This is a genomic window from Corynebacterium halotolerans YIM 70093 = DSM 44683, from assembly GCF_000341345.1.
Classification (GTDB): domain Bacteria; phylum Actinomycetota; class Actinomycetes; order Mycobacteriales; family Mycobacteriaceae; genus Corynebacterium; species Corynebacterium halotolerans.
In genome coordinates this window covers 2,239,530-2,264,846 of the sequence record NC_020302.1, presented here as the reverse complement: position 1 = coordinate 2,264,846, position 25,317 = coordinate 2,239,530, and the positions used below count along the sequence as shown (strand labels likewise).

The window sequence follows — 25,317 nt, the reverse complement described above, 5'->3', positions numbered from 1 at the left end:
GGCGCAGCGGCGGGCGAATGGTCCGAAAGTGGCCCCGGGAGCGCAGCAGGCGGCTTCGTCAGTGAACGGGCGTGACGAGGGGTGGTGGCGGTTGGAAGAGGGGAGCCTGGGAGCGCTGACAACCGAACTTTCTGACGAAAGCTGAAAAAGTGCTGATAGAAAAGCGATTTTCCGCAGGAAGGTTGGGAAAACAGTTATAAAACGGGGGTGAGGGGTACATGGTTTTGACAGTTAATTAGCGGGATTCTATTGACGCAGTTTTACTGGAACAAGAGTAAGCACGCCCGAAGTGCCGCTGAATTCTTGTCCGTCAACGCCTCAGTCAGGAGACTAATGTCCGTCCCGAAGATCATGACCATCTACGGCACCCGTCCGGAGGCCATCAAGGTGGTTCCGGTCATCGCCGCCCTGCAGCGCGACGAGCGCTTCATCTCCGTCCCGGTCTCCACCGGACAGCACCGCGAGATGCTGGACCAGGTCAACACGATGTTCGGCGTGACCCCCTCCTACGATCTGGGCCTGATGAAGGCCGGGCAGGGCCTCAACGAGATCGTCTCCCGCGCGATGGTGGGCCTGGACGGGATCATCGAGGAGGAGAAACCGGATGTCATCATCTCCCAGGGTGACACCTCCACCGCCATGACCGCTGCCCTCGCCGGCTTCCACCGCGGCGTCCAGATCGTCCACCTCGAGGCCGGCCTGCGCACCGGCAACATCCAGTCCCCGTTCCCGGAGGAGGCCAACCGCCGCATCATCGGCCAGGTCGCCTCGCTGCACCTCGCCCCGACCGCCGCCTCCCGGGAGAACCTGCTGCGCGAGAGCTTCGACTCCTCGCGCATCGTGGTCACCGGCAACACCGTCATCGACTCCCTGCTCAAGGCCGCCAGCTGGGACACCCCCTTCGCCGACCCGGCGCTGGCCGACGCGGCCGCCACCGACCGGGACATGGTGCTGGTGACCACCCACCGCCGGGAGAACCTGCACGCCATGGAGGAGATCGGCGGCGCCGTCCAGGAGCTGGCCCAGGCCTACCCGGACATGGTCTTCGTCCTCCCGCTCCACCTCAACCCCAAGGTGCGCCTGGCCATCCTGCCGAAGGTGGAGAACCTGGACAACGTGATCATCACCGATCCGCTGCCCTACGACCAGTTCACCAAGCTCATGGACCGCTCCAAGCTCGTGCTCACTGACTCGGGCGGAGTCCAGGAGGAGGCCCCCGCGCTGGGCAAGCCGGTGCTGGTCATGCGTGAGAACACCGAGCGTCCGGAGGCCGTGGCCGCCGGCACCGTCAAGCTGGTCGGCACCGACCGCAACCGCATCACCACCGAGGCCCGCCGACTGCTGGACGACGCGGACTCCTACGCGGAGATGGCCAACGCCGTCAATCCCTACGGCGACGGCCAGGGCGCGGCCCGTTCCATCGCGGCCATCTCCCAGCTGCTCGGCATCGGCACCCGCCTGCCGGAGTTCACCGCGGAGCTCGCGGCCTAAGAAAAGACGAGCCGGGCGCCGGGCGATCAGGGCGCCGGAATCCAGCTCCCGTACTGAGCCGGGGCAGTGGTCCGTCACTGCCCCGGCTTCTTCCGTTCCCGCGGTGGCCGGAAGCGCTTCCGGCCCGGATGAGTACCGCCCTCGCGGACACCACCGGACGCGCCGGATCCCTCAGCCTCCTGCGTCGCTGCGTCGGCGTCAAGCGGCGGGTGTCTGCGGCTGTGGAGAACCCACGGTTGTCCACAGATCCGCCCGAGGGGGTTGCGGTGGCGCTGGCCGCCCGCCAGTTCGCCGTGGGAGCCTGCCCACGGGGGCACCGTACTCAGGGATCGGTGCCGGATGCTCAGGAGAGAACAAGGGGGAAGTTCTGGCATGGGGCAGGCACGCCGCAGAATCGGGGAACTCGGTCCGATCAACGTGGACAAGGTGGGACCGAAGAAATGGGTCGCGCGCACCTCGGTGCGCAATCTCGCCGGCCGATGGCTCAAGGTTCAGGCCACCGCGGACACCCGGCTCAAGGCCGAGGAACTCGTCCGCGACCGGGCGCACGACCGGGCGTACTCGGGTTCCATCGGACACATCGACGCCGACACCACGCTGCTGGAGCTGGTGGACAAGACCCTGCAGGCGCTGCGCAGCGGGCAGGCCGGGCAGAACAGCCGGGTGCAGACGATCAACCTCTATGAGCGCCACGTCGGCTTTCTCACGGGGGAGAAGGGGGACCCGGACATCGGCAGGCTGCGGCTGGGGGAGTGCTCGGTCACGGTCATCCAGGCCTGGCTGGACTCGGTGTCGCGCCGCGTGCCGACGTCCGCCCGGATGCTGAAGATTCTGCTCACCCACGCCTTCGATCTGGCGCTGCGCCACGGCGTGGACCTCTGGTCGATGAACCCGGCCCGCACCGCCCGGCTGCGCCCTCCCAAACGCGAGGAGCCGGTTGTGCTCACCCAGGAGGAAATAGATGGACTCTGGGAGCACGTCGAAGCCTGGGAGGCCCAGGGAAAGCGGACGGACCTCACCGGCATCGTGGCCACTCTCCTGGCCACCGGTGTGCGCCCCGCCGAGGCACTGGCCATCCGGTGGGAGGACGTCAACCTGACGACCACGCCCGCGCAACTGACCGTCTCCGGGACGATCGTGCGCCAGGACGGGGTTCTGATCCGTCAGGAGATGGCGAAGAGCGAGGCCGGCTACCGGATGCTCGTCCTGCCCGCCTGGTACGCCGAGATGCTCCGGGAACGGCGCCGCGACGCCGACAACGAACTGGTCTTCCCGAACTGGAACGGCGGCATCCTCGATCCCCACAACGTGGGCAACCGCTTCCGGGACGCCCGCGGCGAGGAGTTCGCTCACATCCAGATGAAGCACTTCCGCTCGACAGTGGCCACCCTCATCGAGCGTGCCTACGGGGTGGAGGAGGCCGCCCGGCACCTGGGGCACGCCTCTCCCGCGGTGACGGGCCGCTACTACATTCGCCGACCCAAGCAGGCCGGCGACCACACGAGCGCGCTCGAGCGTCTGGAACCGGGGAGTGAGGGGAGCGGGGCGGGCGGCGACGACGAGGCGGCGTGAGAGGGTGGCAGGGGCGCCGTGGGACAGGCGACCAATGCAAGCGTGTCAGTCACCGTCAGCTGGGTCATTTGTGTGGCTGCCTTCGAGCCTCCCGGCGATCTCTTCGAGGAGCTGCTTGTCGGTCGCATTCTGAAGGGTGCCACCGAGGGCTGGGTCCCCGGTTTCGGTGGCGGTGAGGTAGCCGGTCTCCACCAGCCCAGAGACGGGGGGATGTCCGTATGCCCGGCAGATGGCGATGACGTTCTCGGCCGAGATGCCGTCCTTTTTGACCTGCCTGAACAGGGTCGCCGGAGAAATATCAGCGTTCACAGCTACCGCGTTGACCGCGTCGCCGTCTGTGACCCGGTTCAACCACCCTTGCGCATTCATGACGGAAATTGTGTCACCTCGCACTTGGTGTTGCTCCAACCGGAGAAGAAAATACTGAAAGCCATTGCACTATGAAGTGCCATATGTCAGAATGAGGAGTGTAAGGGATTGGAAAGGCAAAAGAAATGCGGACAGGCTGGGGCCGTTTGGCTGGGAGAGGGAAGATGGTTCGCCGAGTACTAGAATACGAAAAAACCGGCCCTTGCGGACCGGCTTTCGGATTTGCTCCCCCAACTGGGCTCGAACCAGTGACCCTTCGATTAACAGTCGAATGCTCTGCCAACTGAGCTATGGGGGATTAAGTTGTGCTCGCGGCTTTGCTCTCGCTCTGCCGTGCAACGAGACATAACTATATAAGCGGACATCCTCGAAGGGCAAATCTGCTGGTGTAGAGCCTTTTGGGCGGTTGCTGAGAGACTGTTGCGCTATGAAATGTTGGGCCGCACTGACTCGTCCATGGTCGAATGTGGGCACCTATTTCATCATTCGGGACGCTTCTGCAAGATTTTTCGTATCTCGGCTAGGTTCTTGTTGAGGTCATGAACGGTTCCGATGGATATTCGAGTAGCGCCTTCCAGGGATCCCATATCGAGGACAAACTCATCGGTAAAGCTTTTCCCGGTTACGGAACTATAGGAAATCCGGACAACGCCATAATTGACAAGCGTCTTGTCTTTTGCCCTGTCGATGGCAAAATCGGCCGTGGTTTTTAAATCTTGGCCGGGGCCCAGAACTGAGATGCCGTTTTTGGCGAATGAAGCTTCCCAGAACGGACGCTCAACTCCATATCCGGAGAGGTCAGGCTTCTCAATAAAATCGAGTTTGATGCCGTAGGCTGGCCCAAGTCCAACATTCCGGATATGGAAATTCATGAATTGGAAGACCTCAGGAACAGGCTCAATCGTAGCGATCACTACTGGTCGTAAGCTGTCCTCCTGTTGCTCAGCGGCCATTCGATTTTGCTTAGCTGCTTGATGCACTTGAAATGCAGCAACGGCTACTGCCGGTACAGCAAAAATTGCTGCTATCCAAGAGGGGACGTTTCCCCAATCGAGGTTGCTGAAATCCAATTTCTTCCCTTGCGCGCGGTTATTGCTGGTTAAGTCCCTGCAACCTGTCAGTCACAGGAAGCTTACTCGGGGGCCCTCCCCCAGCCCGCCACACCAACCCCACAGCCTCCCTCACCGCCGCCCCCTGCACTTCCACGTCATCCACCCGCAGCCAGTGCATCTGCACCTCGTCCCGCCGCACGCGCGCGATCGAGTAGCCGTGTGAGTCCAGGTCCACGTGGCGCACGTGCGGGTTGGCGTCGCGCACCAGCTGCTCCGCCAGGTGGGAGACAGCGTTGTCGGCCGGCAGTCCGAGCTGCTCGTCCACATTTGGTGCGGACACGGAACTGCATACCAGCTCCACACCGATCTCCCGGCCGCCGTGCCACAGCGAATTGGCCCATTCCGTGTGGATATCGCCGCTCAAGAACAGCACGTTTGAGCCGTGCGCCTCGAGCACGTCCAACAGTCGCACACGGTCAGCCGTGTACCCGTCCCACTGATCGGGGTTCAAGGGGACTCCCGATGCGTGCGAACCGAGGAAGTCCGCCACCGAACTCGTCTGCTCGTTCTGCTGCAGGGTGATCAGGTTCAGGGGCGCAACCATCACCGAGCTACCCATCACATTCCAATGAGCGGAAGAGGTCTCGATCTTGCGCCGCAGCCACTCGAACTGCTCGGAGCCCATCATCGTCCGCCCCTCGTCACCAATAGCGCCCACCGCCCACCTCGCCTGCTGATCACGGTAGGTGCGCAGATCCATCATGGTCAGCTCGACCAGGTCGCCGAAGCGCAGCGAACGGTAGATGTGCCCCTCCTCGGACGGGGAGGTCGCGCGGACGGGCAGCCACTCGAAGTAGGCCCGCAGGGCCGCATTACGGCGCGTCAGCCAGTCGCCCTCGGCGGGGGAGTGGTTCTGCGCGCCCCCGCGCCAGGAGTTGTCGGCGGTCTCGTGGTCGTCCCACACCACCACCCAGGGCAGGGCGGTGTGCGCGGCCTGCAGCTCGGGGTCGGTACGGTAGCGACCGTGGCGCATCCGGTAGTCCTGCAGGGTGACGGTCTCCCAGGCGGGCTCATGGATGCGGAAGGGGCCGTGTGGTCCCGCGGCCTCGCCGGTACCATACTCGTAGATGTAGTCGCCGAGGAAGACCAGCAGGTCCAGGTCGCCGGCCTGCGCCCGATTGGCGATGTCCGTGTACGCGGAAAAGAACCCCGACTCCCAGTTGGCACAGGAGGCGACCGCGAGGTTCAGCTGCTCGGGCGAGGCGTCGAAGTCCGGGGCCGTTCTCGTGCGGCCGGTGGGGGAGACATGGCCTGCGAACTCCCCGTCGACGACCGCGAAGCGGTAGAAGTACACGGTGTCCGCCGCCAGATCCCACGGGTCGACGTGAACAGTATGGTCACGGTCGGCGGAAGCGACGGCCTCACCCTGCTTGACGACGTCCCGGAAGCCCGCGTCCAGCGCCACCTCCCACTTGATGGTGGTCGCCGCACCCAGACCGGATCCCGGAACCGCGTCCGCCGAAGGGGTCACCCGGGTCCACAGCACCACCGAATTCGGTAGGGGATCCCCGGACGCGACGCCGTGGAGGAACGGCAGGGTGCCGGCCGGCGGCTCGACCGGGACGGCGGCGGGCGCACTGCTCGAGCTTTGCGCCTGAGCAACGTCGCCCCTCCCGAACGCGGAAGCAGCGGCGGCACCACCGACGAGGGAGGACTGCAAAAGACGACGGCGAGAGACGGCACTGCTTGAAAAGGAAGGGAACATATTCCTCCACTCAAACGGAAACAGACGGTTCTCGCCATCGCAACGGCCGGGAGATGAAGCTTCCCTCAGAAGTCTCCAGCCGGTGGCACAAGACTGAAACAGCTGCAACGGCAGGTGATTCAAAGGGCAGGGAGGAAGCCGGATATACTGAACAAGTTGTCGTGGCTGTGGTCATTGGCAACGCAGAAGGGGCTATAGCTCAGTCGGTTAGAGCCGCGGACTCATAATCCGCTGGTCGCGGGTTCGAGCCCCGCTGGCCCCACAGATAAGTTGCACCGTAGAAAAGGCTAAAATGCCACTGAGCAGGGGATATGCTCCCGCATTTGTGGATTCTCTCGTGCTACCGTTTTTCAGCGTTAAGGTTTGCGGTTCCTTCCTCCGTACGGTCCGCTGCGAAAATACTCTGAAGGTGGCGCTGACCCGGTGAAGATACTGATTCTCTCCCAGTACTGGCACCCCGAGAACGGGGTGCCGCAGCGTCGGTGGACATGGTTGTCCAGGATTCTCGTGGACGCGGGACACGAAGTGACTGTGATTGCGCCTCCTCCGCACTACCAGCGCAAGGTGGAGCTGCGGCAGTGGTGGAGCGAGCGCCAGTACTCATCGTCCTTCGAGTCCGATCCGGGACCCTCGGGCGAGCGGATCATCCGCAGTGGTTTCGTTCCCTCGGGGGCCTCTCTGACCCAGCGGATAATGAACCAGGCGACGGTTGCACTGGGAGCACTGTGGGTTGTTCTCAAGCGTCCCGGGGTACTGAAGGGCTACCGGCCAGATCTGGTTATCGGAACAGTGCCTGCCCTTCCCACCGCTGTGGTTGCGGGTCTTTCCGCCCGCATTCTGAAGTGCCCCTACGTGATTGATCTTCGTGACGCCTGGCCCGATCTGCTTGATCAGTCCGAGGAGTGGAACAAAAGCACCGGCAAACGTTCCCTCCGGGAGCGGATTCTGACGAAGGGACCATTCCAGGTGCTGAGCGCGGGGACCCGTCTGGCGCTGCACAAGGTGTTGAAGGGCGCCGCAGGCCTGTCGGTAACGTCCAGCCACCTCCAGTGCGACCTCTGTGAGCGCCCCGAAATTCAGACCCGCGGCAACGCGCCGAAGATCGTCACCGTCCGCAACGTTTTTCCGCCCGAGACGGACTACAGGGCCGAACAGGTGGATGAAGGGCCCTGCGGGGAGCTGAAGGTTCTTTACGCCGGGACTCTGGGGCGTGCGCAGAATCTGGCCAACGCCGTGGAAGCTGCCCGCCTGGCTGAGGAGGCCGGTGTGCGGATTCATCTGCGCCTGGTTGGCGCCGGTGCGGCCCGGGAAGCTCTCACAGAGACCGCCAGAGCCACAGACACTAACGTCTCCATCGAGGGGCGCCAGCCCGCCGACAAGCTCGACGACTACTACGAGTGGGCGGACACCGCGCTGGTTCACCTGACGGACTGGGAACCCCTGAAGCGCGCGGTTCCCTCCAAGACCTATGAGCTGATGGTGGCCCGGCTGCACATCTCGGGGGTCGTGAAGGGCGAGGCCGCGGACATCATCCGCTCCCGGCGGGCCGGCGATGTCGTCCCTCCGGACGATCCCCGGGCACTCGCGGACCTGTGGATTGCACTGGCCCGGGATCGGTCGCGGTTGACCATCACCGGTGACGGTCCCGAATGGGTCAAGCAAGAACGGGAAGAGATTGCGCCGCCCCGCCTGCTCGAACTGGTGGAGGAAGTGGGCGGGCGCTGATGAATCCGCTCTTTACACTCCGCATTCTGTCGCTTCTCGTCACGGCTTCCGCCCGACTCGTCACGGAAGACCTGTCAGGGTTTCTGGCCAAGCTCAGCGAGCGGATCCGCACCTCTGACAATCCGGTGCTGTCACGGATTCCGTCCGCACCGCTGTCCAGAATTGCTCCGGCTCAGACCCCTGCCCGCGAGATCACCAACCGGGGCGAGCTCAGTGAGGGCATTGCGCTTATCGACGCCCAGGGCGGCAAGGCATCCAGATCCGATCGGCACCTCGCCCAGCGCACCAGGGAGCGGCTGGAACAACTCCGCGTGCAACCGCCGGCACCGGTCGCGCAGAGTTCGACCGCCGCCCCACCCGAGCACCGCGTGCTCCACGTACTGACCAACAGCCTGCCGTACACCCACTCCGGCTACACCCTGCGCTCACATAACGTGCTGAAAGCAATTCAGCAGACGGGCATACCGGTGCACGCAGTAACCCGCCTCGCATACCCGGTCCTGGTCGGAAAGTTTCCGGACACGGAGACACAAACCATTGGGGGGATCTCCTATGAACGACTCCTGCCCTGGTCCTATCCCCTCAGCCTCCAGGACCGGGACGACCTGGCCGTGGAGATGATCGTCGAACGCGCACGGGCCTTTGGGGCAACTGTGCTGCACACGACGACAGACTTCAAGAACGCGATTGTCACCTCCCGGGCAGCCGAACACCTCGGAATTCCGTGGGTCTATGAAGTCCGTGGCGAGCTCGAGAGCACCTGGCTTTCGCGGCAGCCCGCGGAGCTGCAGGAGCGGGCCCAACAGTCGGAGTTCTATCAACTCGCCCGCAGTCAGGAGACCCGCTACGCGCAGGCGGCGAATGCCGTGGTCACGTTGAGCGAGATCTCCAAGCAACAGCTGATTGATAGGGGAATCGAAGCTGGAAAGATCCATGTTGTGCCCAATGCGGTCGATGAGCAGTTCATCGGCAGGAAGTTTGACCGCTCCGCCATCCGCCGCGAGCTTGGACTTCCTGATGTCCCGCTGGTGGGCTCGGTGACCGCGGTTGTCGACTACGAAGGCCTGGACACACTGATCCAGTCACTTCAGTACCTGCCCGCGGGATCGAAGGTGCTCATCGTGGGGGAGGGGACTGCTCGCCCCGCCCTGGAAGAGCTGACCGCGTCTCTGGGACTCGATGACCGGGTCATTTTTGCCGGCCGTAAGCCGCAGAACGAGATCTGGAAGTGGTACGCCGCGCTCGACCTCTTCGTCGTGCCGCGCAAAGATACCCAGGTGTGCAGGACCGTCACCCCGATCAAACCACTCATGGCTCAATCCCTCGGTATTCCCGTGGTCGCCTCTGAATTGCCTGCACTTCGGGAAGTAACCGGGGGATTCGCGGAGTATGTGGCACCAGAGAATGCGGAGACGCTGGCGAAGGGGATCAGTACCGCTCTGCACCGGAAGGACTTGTCCTCAGAGACGAACCAGTGGATCCGCTCCCGTACCTGGCGGATGAACGGCACCAGGTACAGGGAGCTCTACGGATCCTTCTGACCTGATATTTCACGCCACCGCCCGACGGCAGGCAGCGGGTTACTCAGTCGACGTTGACGTGACTGAGGTTGCAGCCGAAGGACTCCACGACCCCGTTGGCCAGGAATTCAGCGTCCGTGGCGGACCAGGTGTGGGTCCCATGGCCGCGTCCCTGTATGAAATTGAAGCGGTCTGAAGAATAGATGCGCATGCCGGACTCGAGCACATCAGACAGGAACTGACTGTCTTCCCCGCGCGTCACATCAGCGAAGGGCACGGTTTCGAAAACCCGGCGGTGGCCCATCAACGTCGGGCCGGCGACGAAGTGCGTCCACCGGTGCTCGCGCTCAGGCCGGCGCAGAAGTAGAACCTCGCTGCTCTCCAGATAGGCGTAGGCGGCTTCCTTACCTACGACGTCAGCACCCGAGTACCGCAGGGCGTTCAACTGATCCAGCAGGTAATGCGGACCATAAAGATCATCGTCATCGAATTTTGCGATCACCTCGCCACTGGATTCGGCGACGAGAGTGTTGAGACATCTGCCCAGACTCCACTCCGCGGCACCCGAGAAATGACGGACATTGTCCAGCCCCCGATTCGAACACTCCCGATCCAGCTCCTCGCTGTCGATCTCGAAGCCGTGGGAGAGAATCAGCAACTCCACCTGGACTTCCCCTTGCTGTGCCACCTGATCGAGAATGTGGGGAAGCTGCGCCGGTCGGTTGGTCGAGACGATCACGGAAACAGTCGGAGAGTACAGCGGGATGTGCTCGACTCCGGCGGCCTCCAGTACCTGCTCTGCGCGGTGACTGTAAGTGTGGTTCGCCCAGATTCGCCGCTGTGCCTTGTGGACCATACGGTCGCGGAGCTGGGGTGAATTCACCAGCGCCCGCAGCATCCACTCCGCCTCCTGCTGCGTGGAGGCGGCGGGTACCTCGTCAGCCGGGAAAAACTCGCGGACTGCGGCACTGGGGGTGCTGACAACGGGAGTGCCGCTGGCCGTGATCTCGAAGATCCTCCGGGCACACATGCTCGGACTATCGACGACCGAGTTGACGTTCAGGAAGACCTTGAAGTCGCGGTAGGCGGTCAGCATCTTCTGATAGGGCAGTGAGCCGACCACGTGACTGTCGAAGGGCTCGGGGAACTGGTACTTTTCGTCCCCGCCGACGAACCGGGAGAAGATCGTCAGCCCGTGTTCCATCCTCGGGGAAACGGCCGAGGCGGCTGAGAGCAGCAGGTCCATCTGTTCCCGGCGTTCCGGGAATTTGTGCGCGAAGTACATGCCCGCGAATGCGATGTCTCCCCGCTGATGGATTCCCGGCGTGCGGACAGGGTTATGAATCGCGGGCTGTGCCGCGAAACTCATGACGTGTACCCGGTCGTGGCCCAGTTCCTTCCGGTACTCGGCCACCTTGTTCACGTCGGTGGTGAAGACCACGTCGAATAACCGGGCCGTGTCGAGGAAATCCTCGAAGTGCGGTGGGTCCTCCTTGTTCCAGAAGACAGTGGGGATGCCCCTCGCGCGGCAATGCTCGACGAACTCCTGCAACGTATTACTCGGCGCTGAGGTACCGGTCAGCTGGTACTGCCAGGCTCCGCTGTTGCCATTCCAGGCTGACTCCACCAGCAGCAGGTCAACGTCGTCGCTTATCTGCTGAGGCCAGCTATCCGGCATGACAGCAATGGTGGTGAACTCGTAGCTCCACGCCTCCATAGAGAAGTCATCGAGAATGACCGCGACTTTCACATCCCCGTAGGATTTCGGCCGAGGCAAAGGCGAATAGTCCTCGACCTCGATCGGATCCCAGGCTCGGCCTTCACTGGAGTTGGGCATCTCCTGCTGGAAATGCCGTCGGGATAGCCACTTCCGGAACTGAGGAATTCCGCCCTGGCGAAGATGCCAGAAGCCTTTTCGGGCCTCCAGGGCCGATTTCCTGATGTTCACGGGTAGTCCGCGCCTTTCTGAATAGAGAATTCGAGATGGTTACTACGCTGCCAGGGATCACCCTGTGATCCCGGACCATGCGCCGAGCTGGCGGTAAATGCTGCGCTTGAGCCGATCTTTCAATGGAAGCGAAAGCATGGCGTGAATGAGACGGCGCGAGTTGAGGGGCAGCACAACGGTAGGGCCGAAGTCCGCCTCGGAGTAGCCATAGGCTGCCCAACTGGACATTCGGTGTTCCCAGTAGAAGAGATCGAAGAGATCGTATCCGGCGGAGTTTTCTTCGGTGAGTTGGGTGTAGTCCATGTACTCGGCCATTGTCTCGACGAGCCGTGGATCCTTCCGGAAATCCGATTGTGTGAATTTGCTGGCCAGCACCTCGGGTGTCACCTGATCGTATTCGCGGTCCCTGTAGAAGACGGTGCCGATTTCTCCACCAATTCCGATGATGAGCGATTCATCTGCTCCGAGTTCCTCGTAATAAGTCCGGGAAAGCGAGGGAAACCTGGCCCAGGTGGGAAAAGTCTTGTGGTACATCTTCGCGAATGATGACGTCGCATCCCAGCCCGACGCGTCAAGCACGCGGTGGGTGAGGTTGCTGAGATGAGCGAGCCGATTAGCGCCGAGCAGATCCTTCCGAGAATGATCCGCATTGCGGGCGAAAAAATGATAGGTCATCGCCGAGGTGCCGGCATCGTGTAACAGGTCGAGCGTGCCAGTGAGCATCGCCCGGGAGTCGGAGCCGGCTGTCAGCGCCAGGACTGATCGAGGCTGGGCATTCAAAGCCGCGTCCATCTGGAAGCGCAATTCCGCCAGGTAGCGTTCAGTGGCTTCGGTGACGCTCAGTTTCTCCGGCGGAGTGAAGAAGAACCTGTTGTGCCTGGCTTCAGTGTTGTCGATCGTCAATGCGCAATTGGCGATGACCAGTTTTGCCACATCGTGTGGGGTGACCATCCCGGGCAGGTACTTTCCGGCCGGATTGTCGTAGTCGGGATGGGAGAGCACCCATTTACAACCCGTCGCTGCGGCATCCCCGAGTGTGTCGGCGATCAGAGCCGAGTGCGAAGCCAGGACGACGTCACCGTCTTTCGAGCCCCAGTAGCAAGAACGTGAGGCCATTGCGTCCACGTGCACACGCATTGCGGAAGCTCGACGAGCGATGGCTACGAAACGTCCACCCAGCCAGGTGACGGCCTCGTCGAACTGTTCCCAACCTTGGGAGCCTGTAACCGATCTCAGTAACTCAGGGGCGGTTTTCTCAGAAGAGTGAAGTCTCTTATGGGAGTCGGCGGCGTGGCCGATCAGGAGTACTTCGCCGGGCTCCAGCGAGGAGGCGCAATGGTGTACTTCAAGATCCGGATCATGCCGGAACTCCCAGTCCCCGAATGCAAGGCATTGCCAATGCTCCGGGGATGGGAGAGTTCTAGCGCTATTCTTCCTAGTCAGAATCCATCCCTGCGCGAAAGGATTCCGGTAACGCCGGATGTCCACGGCAGAATGCATTTCTTTCTCGCGCTGTGAGAAGGTATCCCAGACACCAGTAAGGGAAGGATAATGACGTGACAACCCAGCTTGTGGAAGAACACTGCGTTTCTTAATACCCGGGGTATCTGCGAGACGGTTGTAGTTCCACCGTCTCAGCTGTTGCGGGCCGCCTTTTCTCAGATGCCATATCGCTTTTCGGAGATCGTCGAATTGTTCTTTCATTCTGCTCGACGTTCCCTGACGAATTCATCGATGCGGTTTCGGAACATTTCGTAAGCATCGGGAGTGTAGTGGAATGGAGCACGACCCCAGCGGTGATTCAGGTCTGAGACAAGTCCCCCAAAGCGAGCGACCGTCAGTCCGAGGGCCTCAAGATGATTGATGTAGGGGGCGAAAGCCTCTGTGGCATCCTGAGGGTGGAGCGTTCCGACTTTTCGCGTGGGTTCACCGTCTGTGTCCGTCAGCGCCCACTCCGGAGCCAGGACCAGGGTGTGCGCCTTGAGACCGAAAACATGGAGGGCATCCACGAATAGACTCGCCGCGCCCTGCCAGCGCAGGAGGTGTTCTTCGCTTCCGAAATCGATCTTGCGCGCGTTGCTTAATGCCTGCTTGAGCTCTGGTACCCGGCGGAGATCAGGACTGTTGGTGACGATCGTGCCGTCAGGAAACTGCCAGCAGCCCGACCGCTCAACGTTGAGGTCCCAGAGTAAGACATCTACCGCGCCGAGTTCGGAGACGTCTTTTATCAATGCACCCCTGATATCGAACTCAATTATCCGCTGCTGGAACTTGCTGGACACCTCGAACTCCGGGAAGTTCAGCGAAGCGTCTGTGCCAGCGGAAAGGAGCGAGTGACGAGCGATGTACCGGGAAAGCGGGTACTCTTTATCGCCGGCAAACGCCAAAGTGTCCCGACTGACGCATCCACCGAAAATAGCGGTGTTCGTCGGGGGTGTGGGATCGTCTGCGTCCACGGACACATCCTCTCTACTTCAGTTTAACGGTATTAAGGCAGTACAGTTAAGTCGGTAATCCTGTGAGCTTACTTTACCGAGGGGAGGTGGCTAATGAGTCAGGCCAGTCGTTATCGAGGTAACGCTGAGGCAGGAGACATATCATTGGTGGTGGATGATCCCAATCTGGAGCTGGTCAACGATGATCATCTCCTGAGGCTCAATGTGCGCCCCAAATTCTTCAAGTATCTTCGACAACTCTGGGGGCGGAGGTACTTCATTGCTGCGGAGGCTAATGGGAAATCCTTCGATTCCCAGCGAGATATGTTCCTCGGACGCGCGTGGGTTATCCTGTCACCGCTTCTCGATGCGGCCTTGTACGGAGTTCTCTTTGGCCTCTTGCTGAGAACTTCCCGCGGTATTGAGAATTTCATCGGCTACCTAATCATCGGCATCATCTTCTTCGGCTATATGCAGATGGGGCTTATTGGTGGGACTACTCTGATCAAAAGTTCCCAGAATATGATTGCCGCTTTCACGTTTCCGCGTGCGGCTCTGGTGTTTTCGCAGACAGTCCGAAACTTCATCGCGGGTTTGGCTCCCGCCCTAGTCGCCATCGTAGGGGCCTTAGCTTTCCAATGGGGAAATCCGCCTACCTGGCGTATATTTCTCATTATTCCGCTGTATATCCTGATTCATGTTTTTGCGACCGGTACCATGTTCATCGTGGCTCGCCTGTGCGCATTTGTGCCCGATCTACGAACACTGGTCCGAGTAGCCGGGCGCGCCTGGTTCTTTACCTCGGGAGTATTCTTCTCGATCGAGAGGTACGCCACCGTTCCGATCATCCAGGAGATTATGGTCGCCAACCCTGCGTACCAATTCCTTCAGGCGGTACGAGGAGTGGTTATGTATGCCGATGTTCCTGGTCTTCAAACCTGGGTGTATCTCACCGCCTGGGCTTTCGGTACTTTTGGGGTTGGGCTGATCTTTTTCTGGAGAGCTGAGGAGAGATATGGCACCCTCCACTGAGCATCCGACTGTGGTCGTCCGCGATTTATATAAGGATTACCGAATTACAGGAGAAAGGCGTAGGCAGAAGGTCCGCGCCTTGAACGGAATTTCATTCGTGACCTATTCGGGTGAATCCATCGGCGTGCTGGGTCGGAATGGCTCCGGAAAATCTACCCTTCTCAGGTTAATTGCCGGCGGAGAGGCTCCATCTTCTGGAGAGATACGGGTAGCCTCGCAGCCAACCCTGCTCGGCGTGTCCGCTGCGCTTCAACCGAGGTTAACGGGAACTCAAAACATCAGGTTGGGCTTGCTCGCAATGGGCCTCAGTCCCGAGGAAGTTGAAGAGAAGGTCGATGACGTGCGTGAATTCGCGGACATCGGTGACGCGATCAACCGGCCAATGAACACCTATTCTTCTGGAATGGGGGCGCGTCTGAAGTTCGCTATTTCAACCAGTGTTCATCCGGAAATTCTGCTCGTGGACGAAGCTCTCTCTACGGGCGACGCCTCATTCACGAATCGAGCGCGCGAACGTATGAGTCGTATGCTTGAATCCTCTGGTACGGTTTTCCTCGTTTCTCACGGAGCCGCCACTATCCAGGAGAACTGCACTCGAGCGATTTGGTTACACAATGGTCGGATCATCGCGGATGGGCAGGCGGAGAGCGTAACCAAGTCCTACCGCGTATGGGGAAACCGGAAAGCCACCGGTAAAGACGATGAAGCCGAGGAAATCATCAAGAAGATGGAGGGGTACTATACTCCGCCTATTATTACCTTGAAAAGCGAGCGGCCAGAATTGTTCAGCAGCGAGAAGCAAATGAGCGGAAGTACGAGCACTGCTTCTGCACGGAGGAGCTAAAGAATATGTCCTACTCCACACGTTGGCTGATGTGCGGGTTTCTCGTTGTTGGTGGCATTCTGGCAATAGTTGCGGGCTTTTTTACGCTACCATCCGATGCCCGCATCGGAGTGGGGGCAATCTTGGTCGGTATTGGATTACTAGCTCCCGCTGCCTGGTGGCTTCGCCACGCGAGTAGGGGCAAGCGTGTTCCGCGTACCCGATCTATCTCTTCTATTGGAGTGTTGGCTGTGGCAACAGGGCTGGTACTTTTCCCGTGGAGCAATTTGTCTCTGGCTGATAACGGTGAAACCGATCCGAAACTCCAGCAAGCTGGGGAGAGGACACGTACCTCCGTGCCACGTGAATCTCGAGGATTTCACTCTTCTACCTCAAGCAGTGCAACTTCCGAGGAATCGGCCACGCTAGTCCCTTCGACACCGCGTCACACCTCGCCGTTGACTGGGCAGGAACCCTTACCAATGGAGCCCGAGGTCCCGATAGTCCCTGAATCGGATGTTGCCCCTTCGCCAGCTAATTTTCCTACTCCTGTACCGCCTCAACCCCTCCCGCAATTAACTGCGCAGACTTCCGAGCAACGGTTGCCGCAGCTCGTTGTGCCTTCGCCATCCCAGCCTGCGACATCATCTCCATCCGAATCCGTCTCCCCTTCGCCATCCGAATCTCCGCAGACATTGATGGATGAGTCAAGCCCGAGCGAAAGCACAGAAGCAGATCAAAGCACCCCCGCTTCTACAGAGTCCGAACAACCGAATGACGTCAACGAGCAACGAGCGGAAGAGTCAGAGGAAAATGGGGGGCCTGTTGAAGGAGGCGACTGGCGGTTCGATCCGCCGCATTTGATTCCCTGGCTTCCGTAAAATCACTTGGGATTAGGAGCAGAGGGCTGTAGGAACAGGCACGAATGTAAAAAGTGTCAAACCCAAGGTTTGTGAGATTAGTTGGTCTGTATTGGTGATTTCGGTTTAGGTTACAGAGGCAGTGGTGGTTGTGAGATTGTCCGATACCACCCGACTTGGCTCAATTTAGTACGGTCTTGCGGCGGATAGTCGGGTGATCAGTTCGGTGACATCGTCGGGCAGGGGTGAAGCGGTATGGATGGTTTGGCCGGGGACCTCTAGCTCGAAGGTGCGGTACTTCTTCAAGGTGCGGACCAGTCGCTTCAGTGACAGGCCAGAGCGTTCCTCGAGGAGGTGGCCGACGGCCATCGCGGCCATCACCACGGTCAGGTGGGCATCGATGGACTCGCGTGTGCGGTGGTAGATCGGGCGGGCTTTGAGATCGGATTTCGACATTCGGAAGGCCTTCTCGATTTTCAACAATCGGCCGTAGGCGCCGATGACCTCCTCAGGTTCCAGGTCGGTGCGGGAGGTCTCAAAGCCTTTGATGCCGGCCAGGGATTTGTTCTTGTTCACCAACGCCCAGTTGACCTGCTTGTTCGGGGCCTTCAGGTCCACAAAGCGGTTGCGTTTGACCGCGATCTTGCCGGCGATGGCTTTCTCTGCCTTGGCGACCTGTTCGTCAATGCCCTTCAGGGTGCGCCTGGCCCGGTCCCAGGAGTACCGGTAGTAGGTCACCCGGTGTGGGGTGCCCTCGGGTCCGCGTCCGGTGCGATCAGCCTCGACCCAAATTTGTTTGTCCTCGTAGTCCTGGTCCGGGTGGTCGCGGCGCCACTGGGCGATGACGTAGGGAAGGTCCTTGAACTTCGTGCCGATGATGTAGTGCAGTCCGGCATCCACGATGGCCTTCTTGTTGCCTGAAGAAAACATGCCCGCGTCCGCGACGACGGTGATGTCATCGACATCGAACGATTCCTGGAATCTTCGGATCATCGGCAGCATCGTCCTCGTTTCGGCCATGTTGCCTTCGAACGCACCCACCGACAACGGGAAGCCGTGGGCGTCGGACAGCAGCCCGACGGTGATCTGCGGCTCCAGCCGGCGCTCCTTGGAAAAGCCGGGCTTATGGAAGTCGTCGGCTTCCTCCGTCTCGAAGTACAAGGTGGTCACGTCGTACAGGACCAGGACCCCGGGCCCGGTGCCGGCATGCCTCGCGCATGCCTGGGTGATCTGGTCTCGGAAGTCTGTGGTGGCGTAGGCCGGCAGGCGGCGTTTGATCGTGGCGTAGCTGGCGGACCGCACGCCGACCTCGGCCAACGTTTCGACCGAGTCTAGTTTCGATCCGGGCTGGACGATCCGGGCCATCACCAGGTGTTCAAATACCTGGTCGTGATCGGTGGCCTCCTTAAGCCCCAGCAACCGAAAAGCGCCGGTAATCGCGTCGATCAGGTGGCTGGCCCGCTCACCGGTCACCGGTACCGGGGCATCCACGCTCCCGGTGCCAGCCGGGGTGGTGTCCACGCCCAGATCCAGGCTCATCTGCTCGCCGTCGATCAGGCGTTGGGCCTTCGCCTTCAACACGGCGAGGTCTTCCGGGGTGTGGGCGGAACCGAGGTGCTGAAGATCGGGTTTTCCCTGCTTCCACCCCCAGATCACCTGTACAGCGGTGGCGCCGGAACCGGTCCGGACGGTGCGGATGCTGGGAGACACACATCAAAATCTACCCACCACCCCCGCCTGCCACCCTCTTAGTACGGTATTTCCGACCCTTGCTCACCATCGTCCCTAATCAGCACGTCAATATGAAATACACCACATACAAATGAGTCAAGTCGGGTTACAGAGGCAGCGGTGGTTGTGAGATTGTCCGATACCGACCCTCGGAATTCTTGGGTGTTCTTTCTGCTTAACTGTTTACTGTACTTAGACAGGGGGAGACTACGCATTAAGCGACCCGCCCGCCAAGGCGCATTACTGTAATCTATTGATACTTCCACGTAGCAGCTCTATCAGGAGACGTAGTTGAAAGCATACTGGTACCAGAATAAAAAATATCCCAACCTTGGAGATGAATTTACGGGTCTCCTTCTGAAGCGAAAGTACGGCATCAATGCAGAATGGTCAGAGTTCGCACAATCGGAACTTGCTGCTACAGGAAGCATTCTAGGTTCACCTTGGGCAGGTCTCGACAAAGGTAGGAAGCAAACCCTCCATGTGGTGGGGTCCGGTCTAATGACGCCCGCGACACGCATTATTCCCAAAGAGAACCTTCGGATTCATTCAGTGAGAGGTTTTCTTTCCAAGGAAAAGCTAGGTGTGTTAGATGATGAAGGTATAGACGTCGGAGATCCAGGTCTGCTGGTACCGGAAGTTGCTATTGCAAAAGAAGTGTCGCGACGCAGTGAGATCGGAGTGATTCTTCACCACACGAGCGTTGGCAACGATGCACTGAAGAAGAAGTTTGCCCATCTTCCAGTGACGTTCCTCGATATCCGAACGCTAGATATCGATTCATTTGTAGCTCAGATGCGAGAATGCGACGTGATTTTAAGTCAGTCGCTCCACGGCCTGATTTTCGCGGACGCTTTGGGGATTCCAAATGCATGGTTAGTCCTGAACAGGATTCATACCGGAGGTCATTTCAAGTTCTACGATTACTTCTCTTCAGTGGGCCGAAACTTTTACCAGCGTGTGACCGGTGTTCCGCGCACCAAGAAGGCTATTAATGAGGCTGTCGTTTTTCCTGATTCCGATAGGATTTCGGAGGTAGCCGAGGGGATTAATTCGTCTTTCTTGCAAGCATTCGATGAAATCGAAAAGGGAAGGAAACCGATTGAGGAACTTTCAATGGGCGATCCATCTACCCCATCCGAGATATCACTCAATGTAAACAGCGAGAGCAGAAATATACGTTTTGATTTCTCTGCTGAATTGGACGATAGAATCAAATTCCGTGACGTGTTAATTTCTTTGGATTTGGTAGACCGAGACGGAAATGAAGTGAAGGGTGCCCGCAAGATTGAGGGTTTGACTTGGTCAAATTCCGCTCGAGTGAATCACTACCGATATATCCGAGTGGTTCCCGGTTCGTGGACTTACTCGGAGGAATTTCATTTACCGAGCGACGTGAGGTGCACGAGAGCGAAAGTACTGATCTGGGCTAATCCGGACCGGTCGGCAGTGTTTAAGAATTTAGTGTTGAGAAACGTAAGTGTCTGATGGGCTATCGCTCTGGATAATTAATCAAACTGAAAACCGCAGTTTTGACGTAGCTACGTTAGTATGACAGGCGTCGAAGCAGCGAGTGCATTCTTGTTAGATCCATTTGCCCCTTCAATTTTTCTAATTCTCGGCAGGAGATCGCTATGCCAGAAACCGTAGCCCTAATCAGGTGCACAGAACCTACCCCGAGAGTTGAGGAGCTTTCTATGCAGCTTCTCGACCAAGGAATAACAGTGGTCGCCGTGCCAGATCTGATGAATGTTTCAGAGTCTGAACATGAAAGAGTGCTCGCTGGCTTTTCTATGGAGACCGAACCGCTCACTGAAAAGTTTGTCGAAGAAAGCGGGCTGACATTTTGGAATGATCGACGACGTACTGGTTGGGCATGTGGAGACTATGTTTTCTACCGAGCCCTTGGTCGTGCCTGGGATTATGCTTGGATTATTGAGCCCGACGTATATTTCCTCAATGGAACGCCTTCGCTCCTGCCTTCCCTTGCAGAACTTGACACTGATCTGATTACGACAAATTTCTGGCAAGCATCGGAGAACTGGTACTGGCGAAAGCCTCTAGCAGACATACTTCCGAGTACCGATGTGCATGCTATGGCTTTTCCACTGGCTCGGGTTTCTCGTCGTCTTGCGGAGAGCGCTTTCGAACTGCGGAAGCGTCTCGTTAGCGAAGCTAAGCCCGGCAGTCGGATTCCCAACGACGAATCGGTGCTTGCTACTGCAGCTCACATGAGCGATTTTACAGCTCTCGATTTGAAGAAAAAGTTTCCGTCGGAATTTAGATATTGGTCGACAGTACTCAAATATCCGATCAACGATCTTCGTGCGCATGAGAACCAACCTTTGGTGATCCACTCGGGCTTGGAAGACGAAGACTTCATGTCCTATGCAATGGCCTTGTGGGAGTCTCTTAAGGGAGGAAGCGTTCGGGAGCGTGATCGTCTGCTGAAAGTTCTGAATGTCACTTCCGTGGATAGTATGAGAAGAATATTCGCTCAGATAAGCGCTCAGCAGGTCCATAAAGATGCGAGTTCGGGAGAGTAATCTACTCATGGCGAATAGGGCTTGATGGTACTGGTGTTCCGGGTAGGTGGTACCGCGATTCTGGGGTGTGAAGTATCAGCACCGCGGATCACCATCGACCTGCACGCCGAGGACATCTTCGTGAACAAGAAGACGGTGGCCAAGGCGATGCGCCGGCTCGGGATCGAAGGCATCAGCCCACGGTCCTGGGTGCCTGTGACCACCATCCCCGGCAGACCCACGCATTCGATCCCTGACCGGGTCAAACGGCTCTTTGACACCGGCGAACTCAACCGCGTGTGGATGTCGGACATCACCTACCTGCGTACCGGGGAGGGCTGGTTATACCTGTGCGCGGTCTGCGACGGCTGCTCACGCCGTGTGCTCGGCTGGGCGATGGATTCCACTCAGACCACGGACCTGGTGGAGCGTGCCCTGCGGATGGCTCACATGCTGCGCGGTGAGGTGCCCGACGGCCTGGTGTTCCACGCTGATTATGCCGAGGTTTGTGTTAAGCCGAGGAATTGTGTTCTGGCCTGTGCTGGCACGGATCGGTGAGGGATTCCTCGGCTTAACGTTTCGGTCGTCGTAGTGTTCGCCGTATCCATCCGTCTATGGAAAGGAAACGGTCATGGATACGACCGTCACCCAGCTCGGCGTGGTCGTCACCGCAGCGTTGCGGGCAGCCGGGTACAAGGAATCAACGATCGGCCAGTACCTGAAGACCATCAGGCTCCTCGAAGACTTCATCGACGCCCGTGGCGGGATCTATACATCCGCGTTGGGTGCCGAGTTCGCGGCGCTGACGACAAGCCCGCGCACCGGCAGGTTCAGCGCCCAGAGGCGGTTCGCCTACAGCCGGGCTGTCAATGTGTGCGACTCTTACCTGCGCACCGGCGAAGTGGATTTATCCCCGCGTCAGCGCGGTGGGGGTGGCCGGCAGCCGGAAGCAGACGCCTTCACCATGCTCAACGCCATGTGGGAAGCCGACATGTCCGGTCGTGGGCTGGCGCCCGCGACCCGGGAAGCCTATGGACGAATCACCCGCAGCTATCTCGGGTATCTCGAAGACTGCGGGATTTCCTGTCTTGACGACGCGACCCCGGCTACCGTTCCCGGGTTCTTCGCATCCCTGCTCGATCACGGGTGGGCTCCGTCGTCCTTGTTCTGGCAGGTGGCGAACTTCCGCCCCTTCGTGAAGTTCACCGGCCGTGGGGACCTCGTCGACGCGATCGGTCTCGTCGGCGCCCGCCGCTCACACACGATTATTCCCGTCCTGTCCGATGACGATGCACAACGGCTTGTCACCGCATGCGCGTCTGCGGACACGGTCAGCCGCCGGGATGCGGCGATCACGCTGCTGGCGCTGATGACCGGGCTGCGGGCCTGCGACATCATCAACCTGCGCTTGACCGATATTGATTGGCGGGCCCAGACCATCTCGCTCGTTCAGCAGAAGACGAGCAACCCTGTGACTCTGCCGTTGCCGGGACTGCTGGTTAACCCGCTGGCCGACTACCTACTGACGCAGCGGCCCGACTCGAATGATGATCACGTGTTCCTGCGCAGTCTGGCCCCACACACCCAGCTCGCCGATCATGCATCCGTCTACAGAATCACCGCCGAAACGTTCCGGAAGGCCGGAATCACCGATGTGAAAGCCGGAACACGGTTTCTGCGGCACAACGCCGCCTCACGACTGCTGCGGGCGTCGGTCCCGCTGCCGACGATCGCCGCCGTGCTCGGCCACGCCAGCCAGGAATCGACGAACGTGTACATGAGTGTTGATCAGCAGCGTCTCCTCGACTGCGTGCTGCCAGTTCCGGCAGGAGCCCGGCCATGACCGCCGAACACGAGTTCACCAGCGCCTTCGCCGCCGATCTCGACGGGTACCTGGCATTCAAGGAGAAGATGGGATTCTACGGAGCCTCCCGGATCGTGTACCTGCGGCGGTTCGACGCCTACTGCACCCGGCTGGGCCGGACCGTTTTCGACCGTGCCACCGTCGAAGGATGGGTCATCGACGAGCTGCAACGCTCCAGCACGTACCGGTCGTGGATGTCCTATATCCGCGACTTCGGACGGTGGCTGCACACCCACACCCAACCGGGTGCCTACATCTTGTCCGATCAGTGGAAATCCTCGTTCACCCGTGCCCATCCCTACCTGCTCACGCAGGATGAGATCGACCGGTTCTTCATCGCCGCGGCCCGTCTCGAAGCCGCCTCGCCCTGGGCGTGGCAGGCAGCCGCGTTCTTCACGCTCATGCACTCGGCCGGACTCCGGACGATCGAAGCCCGCCACCTGCTGACCGACCAGGTCGACCTGGCCGGCGGTCACATCGACATCATCGGATCCAAGGGCCACCGCAGCCGCCGACTGCCCCTGACCGCCGACGTCATCGACGTCCTGACCGCCTGCGATACGACCTCGCGGGCCCACCTCGGCCCACGAACCCCGTTCTTCGTCTCGTCGACCGGTAAATCGGTCACCCCAGCAACCGTAGGGGTGATATTCAACCGGATCTGGGACCACGCCGGACTGGCCAGGCCCACCGACGGCAGACAGCCCCGGCCCTACGACTTTCGCCACCACTTCGCCTACGCCAACCTCGAACGCTGGATGACCAACGGCACCGACATCACCGCGATGCTGCCGTACCTGGCCCGCTACATGGGACACGCGACCTTCGATTCGACCTACTACTACGTCCACACCTCCCCGGACTTCATGAACGCTTACGCCGACATCACGGCCAGCCAGAGTCAGTCACTGCTGCCGGAGGTCGGTTTCGAATGAAACGCGACCCCGCCACCGATCAGGCGAACGTGTGGGTCTTCGCCCGGGACTTCCTTCACGCCTATCTGCCCAACGTCCGAGGGCTGTCGGTGAAGACGATCGAAGCCTACCGGATCAGCCTCGAGTGCTTCCTCGTCTTCCTGACCGACCACGAACATGTTGAACGCGCCCACGTCACCTTCGACCACTTCGATCGATCACACCTGAAAGCCTGGCTGACCTGGATGAACACCGATCGTGGCTACGCTCCACGCACGATCACGCTCCGCCTATCCGCGATCAAGGCGTTCTTGTCCTACGCCGCGGCCGAGGACCTCACCCTCATCGCCGTTCACCAGGCCGCGCAGACGCTGAAGACCCCACCCACCGCCAAGGCACCGATCGAGTACCTCACCGACGACGAAACACGAGCAGTTCTTGCCGCGCACACCGGGAAAACCAGCAAATCTCGCCGGAACCGGATGCTGCTCATCCTCCTCTACGACACCGCCGCCCGCGTCGGAGAAATCACCGCCCTGACCCTGCAGAATCTGTCCCTGACCACCCCCGGACACGTCACACTGACCGGCAAACGCAACAAGACCCGCGTGGTGCCCCTGAGCGAGAAAACGATCGAGCACCTGCACGTCTATCTCGCCGAGTTCCACCCGAACCCGGCACAGCTGCCAGCAACCAGACCCCTCTTCTACAGCCTGCACCACGGGCAGCCGACCCGCCTATCGACAGACACCGTATCCGCCGTCCTGAAGAAGGCCGCCGAATCCGCACGCGACCACTGCCCCTCCGTGCCAACGAACATCCACTGCCACATGCTGCGCAAGACCAAGGCCATGGACCTCTACCAACAGGGCATTCCCCTGCCGATCATCATGCGTCTGCTCGGACACGAGAACGCCTCGACCACCCAAGCGTTCTACGCATTCGCGACCCTGGACATGATGCGCGACGCCATCACCGCCGCCACACCCACCACCGATGCCCCGGCCCGCCTCACCGAGGACACGCTCACAGCCCTCTACAGCCTCCGATAACCCGGCAACGTTAAGCCGAGGAATCCCTCACCGATCCGTGCCAGCACAGGCCAGAACACAATTCCTCGGCTTAACACAAACCTCGGCATAATCCGCGTTAAGCCGAATTCGGCTTAACTCCGACCGGGGAACCCAGTTCACCAGTGACCAGCTCTACCAGGTGTGTCAGGAACTGGGGATCGATCAGTCGATGGGGCGCACGGGCGTGTGCTTCGACAATGCGATGGCCGAATCCTTCTGGTCGACGTTGAAGACCGAGTTCTACGACCGCAGGAAATGGAAGACCCGGGATGAAGCCCGCCAGGCCGTCGCCCGGTGGATCGAGGTCTTCTACAACCGCCGGCGCCGGCACTCCTCGATCGGCAACCAACCCCCAGTCGACTTCGAGAACGTCTACCACCAGGCAGCAACCGCTGCCGATGAGAATGCAGCTTAACTAACTGTCCACGATTTGCGGCAACCCCAACACCCAGTCCGAGGTACTGGGTGGTAGCGGGTCGGGCAGATGGCACAGTGTCAACCGGCCCGGAACCGATTCAGGCGGGCAATGTCGTGTCGGGGTGGCGCTGAAAGGTCCGGATGGTTGATAATCATGGTGCGGTCGCCGTTTCATCTGCTTTCTTGTGTAGTAACAAAAAG

18 protein-coding genes, 2 tRNA genes and 2 pseudogenes are annotated in these 25,317 nt (G+C 59.9%); 14 read left to right on the top strand and 8 right to left on the bottom strand.

From position 1 onward, the window contains the following. Positions 1-333 precede the first annotated feature (333 nt). A complete protein-coding gene (gene wecB, locus A605_RS10425; RefSeq protein ID WP_015401475.1) occupies positions 334-1,491 on the top strand; it encodes a non-hydrolyzing UDP-N-acetylglucosamine 2-epimerase in 1,158 nt (385 codons plus the stop codon). 372 nt (positions 1,492-1,863) lie between these two features. Further along, the gene (locus A605_RS10420; protein WP_015401474.1) at positions 1,864-3,063 is read left to right on the top strand and encodes a tyrosine-type recombinase/integrase; all 1,200 of its coding nucleotides are present in this window, start codon (positions 1,864-1,866) and stop codon (positions 3,061-3,063) included. Positions 3,064-3,108: 45 nt separating this feature from the next. Here A605_RS10420 and A605_RS10415 read toward each other — a convergent pair whose 3' ends face one another. The 4 genes from A605_RS10415 to A605_RS10405 all read right to left on the bottom strand — a co-directional run bounded on the left by A605_RS10415 (position 3,109) and on the right by A605_RS10405 (position 6,249). After that, complete coding sequence (locus A605_RS10415) at positions 3,109-3,432, bottom strand: hypothetical protein (RefSeq protein ID WP_015401473.1); 324 nt, start codon at positions 3,430-3,432, stop codon at positions 3,109-3,111. Between the two features lie 225 nt (positions 3,433-3,657). Then, positions 3,658-3,730: transfer RNA gene (locus tag A605_RS10410), tRNA-Asn, on the bottom strand. A gap of 184 nt (positions 3,731-3,914) precedes the next feature. Continuing rightward, positions 3,915-4,502 (bottom strand): hypothetical protein, encoded by a 588-nt coding sequence (locus A605_RS15355; RefSeq protein WP_149029424.1) that lies wholly within the window; start codon positions 4,500-4,502, stop codon positions 3,915-3,917. A gap of 19 nt (positions 4,503-4,521) precedes the next feature. After that, the gene (locus tag A605_RS10405; protein WP_042440137.1) at positions 4,522-6,249 is read right to left on the bottom strand and encodes an alkaline phosphatase D family protein; all 1,728 of its coding nucleotides are present in this window, start codon (positions 6,247-6,249) and stop codon (positions 4,522-4,524) included. 188 nt (positions 6,250-6,437) lie between these two features. Between A605_RS10405 and A605_RS10400 the strand changes: the two genes are divergently transcribed. The 3 genes from A605_RS10400 to A605_RS10390 all read left to right on the top strand — a co-directional run bounded on the left by A605_RS10400 (position 6,438) and on the right by A605_RS10390 (position 9,515). After that, positions 6,438-6,511: transfer RNA gene (locus tag A605_RS10400), tRNA-Ile, on the top strand. 161 nt (positions 6,512-6,672) lie between these two features. Further along, entirely contained in the window at positions 6,673-7,974 is a 1,302-nt protein-coding gene (locus tag A605_RS10395; RefSeq protein ID WP_015401471.1) for a glycosyltransferase family 4 protein, read from the top strand. Beyond that, positions 7,974-9,515: a glycosyltransferase family 4 protein gene (locus A605_RS10390; RefSeq protein ID WP_015401470.1), complete on the top strand. Its 1,542-nt coding sequence runs from the start codon at positions 7,974-7,976 to the stop codon at positions 9,513-9,515. The genes A605_RS10395 and A605_RS10390 overlap by 1 nt, the downstream gene beginning before the upstream one ends. A 43-nt stretch (positions 9,516-9,558) precedes the next feature. Here the strand turns inward: A605_RS10390 and A605_RS10385 are convergent, their stop codons facing one another. Genes A605_RS10385 through A605_RS10375 form a run of 3 tightly spaced genes read right to left on the bottom strand, consistent with a single transcriptional unit; the run spans position 9,559 to position 13,898 of the window. Then, positions 9,559-11,442: a glycosyltransferase family protein gene (locus tag A605_RS10385; RefSeq protein WP_015401469.1), complete on the bottom strand. Its 1,884-nt coding sequence runs from the start codon at positions 11,440-11,442 to the stop codon at positions 9,559-9,561. 57 nt (positions 11,443-11,499) lie between these two features. Then, on the bottom strand, positions 11,500-13,146 hold the full coding sequence (locus A605_RS15350; protein ID WP_149029423.1) for a hypothetical protein: 1,647 nt from the start codon (positions 13,144-13,146) through the stop codon (positions 11,500-11,502). Further along, positions 13,143-13,898, bottom strand: coding sequence for a DUF6270 domain-containing protein (locus A605_RS10375; protein ID WP_027004301.1), 756 nt, complete (start codon positions 13,896-13,898; stop codon positions 13,143-13,145). The genes A605_RS15350 and A605_RS10375 overlap by 4 nt, the downstream gene beginning before the upstream one ends. Positions 13,899-13,991: 93 nt before the next feature. Here A605_RS10375 and A605_RS10370 point away from each other — a divergent pair, with 93 nt between their 5' ends. Both A605_RS10370 and A605_RS15075 read left to right on the top strand, forming a co-directional pair. After that, positions 13,992-14,909 (top strand): ABC transporter permease, encoded by a 918-nt coding sequence (locus tag A605_RS10370; RefSeq protein ID WP_027004302.1) that lies wholly within the window; start codon positions 13,992-13,994, stop codon positions 14,907-14,909. After that, entirely contained in the window at positions 14,893-15,753 is an 861-nt protein-coding gene (locus A605_RS15075) for an ABC transporter ATP-binding protein (protein ID WP_081602125.1), read from the top strand. Before A605_RS10370 ends, A605_RS15075 begins: the two co-directional genes overlap by 17 nt. 1,025 nt (positions 15,754-16,778) lie before the next feature. Here A605_RS15075 and A605_RS10360 read toward each other — a convergent pair. Further along, entirely contained in the window at positions 16,779-18,302 is a 1,524-nt protein-coding gene (locus A605_RS10360) for an IS1634 family transposase (RefSeq protein WP_015401464.1), read from the bottom strand. Positions 18,303-18,614: 312 nt separating this feature from the next. Here A605_RS10360 and A605_RS15070 point away from each other — a divergent pair, with 312 nt between their 5' ends. The 7 genes and pseudogenes from A605_RS15070 to A605_RS10335 all read left to right on the top strand — a co-directional run. Further along, a complete protein-coding gene (locus A605_RS15070; RefSeq protein ID WP_149029422.1) occupies positions 18,615-19,811 on the top strand; it encodes a polysaccharide pyruvyl transferase family protein in 1,197 nt (398 codons plus the stop codon). Positions 19,812-20,020: 209 nt separating this feature from the next. After that, positions 20,021-20,869: a hypothetical protein gene (locus tag A605_RS15345; protein WP_149029421.1), complete on the top strand. Its 849-nt coding sequence runs from the start codon at positions 20,021-20,023 to the stop codon at positions 20,867-20,869. A 78-nt stretch (positions 20,870-20,947) separates the two neighbouring features. Then, positions 20,948-21,343 (top strand): annotated as a pseudogene (locus tag A605_RS10355) (DDE-type integrase/transposase/recombinase); the annotation flags it as partial. Positions 21,344-21,479: 136 nt separating this feature from the next. After that, positions 21,480-22,691, top strand: a complete 1,212-nt coding sequence (locus A605_RS10350; protein WP_015399556.1) for a site-specific integrase — start codon at positions 21,480-21,482, stop codon at positions 22,689-22,691. Next, positions 22,688-23,647, top strand: coding sequence for a tyrosine-type recombinase/integrase (locus A605_RS10345; RefSeq protein ID WP_015399557.1), 960 nt, complete (start codon positions 22,688-22,690; stop codon positions 23,645-23,647). The genes A605_RS10350 and A605_RS10345 overlap by 4 nt, the downstream gene beginning before the upstream one ends. Beyond that, the gene (locus A605_RS10340; protein WP_015399558.1) at positions 23,644-24,678 is read left to right on the top strand and encodes a tyrosine-type recombinase/integrase; all 1,035 of its coding nucleotides are present in this window, start codon (positions 23,644-23,646) and stop codon (positions 24,676-24,678) included. The genes A605_RS10345 and A605_RS10340 overlap by 4 nt, the downstream gene beginning before the upstream one ends. A gap of 118 nt (positions 24,679-24,796) precedes the next feature. Then, a pseudogene (locus tag A605_RS10335) lies at positions 24,797-25,066 on the top strand (integrase core domain-containing protein); the annotation flags it as partial. Positions 25,067-25,317: the final 251 nt, after the last annotated feature.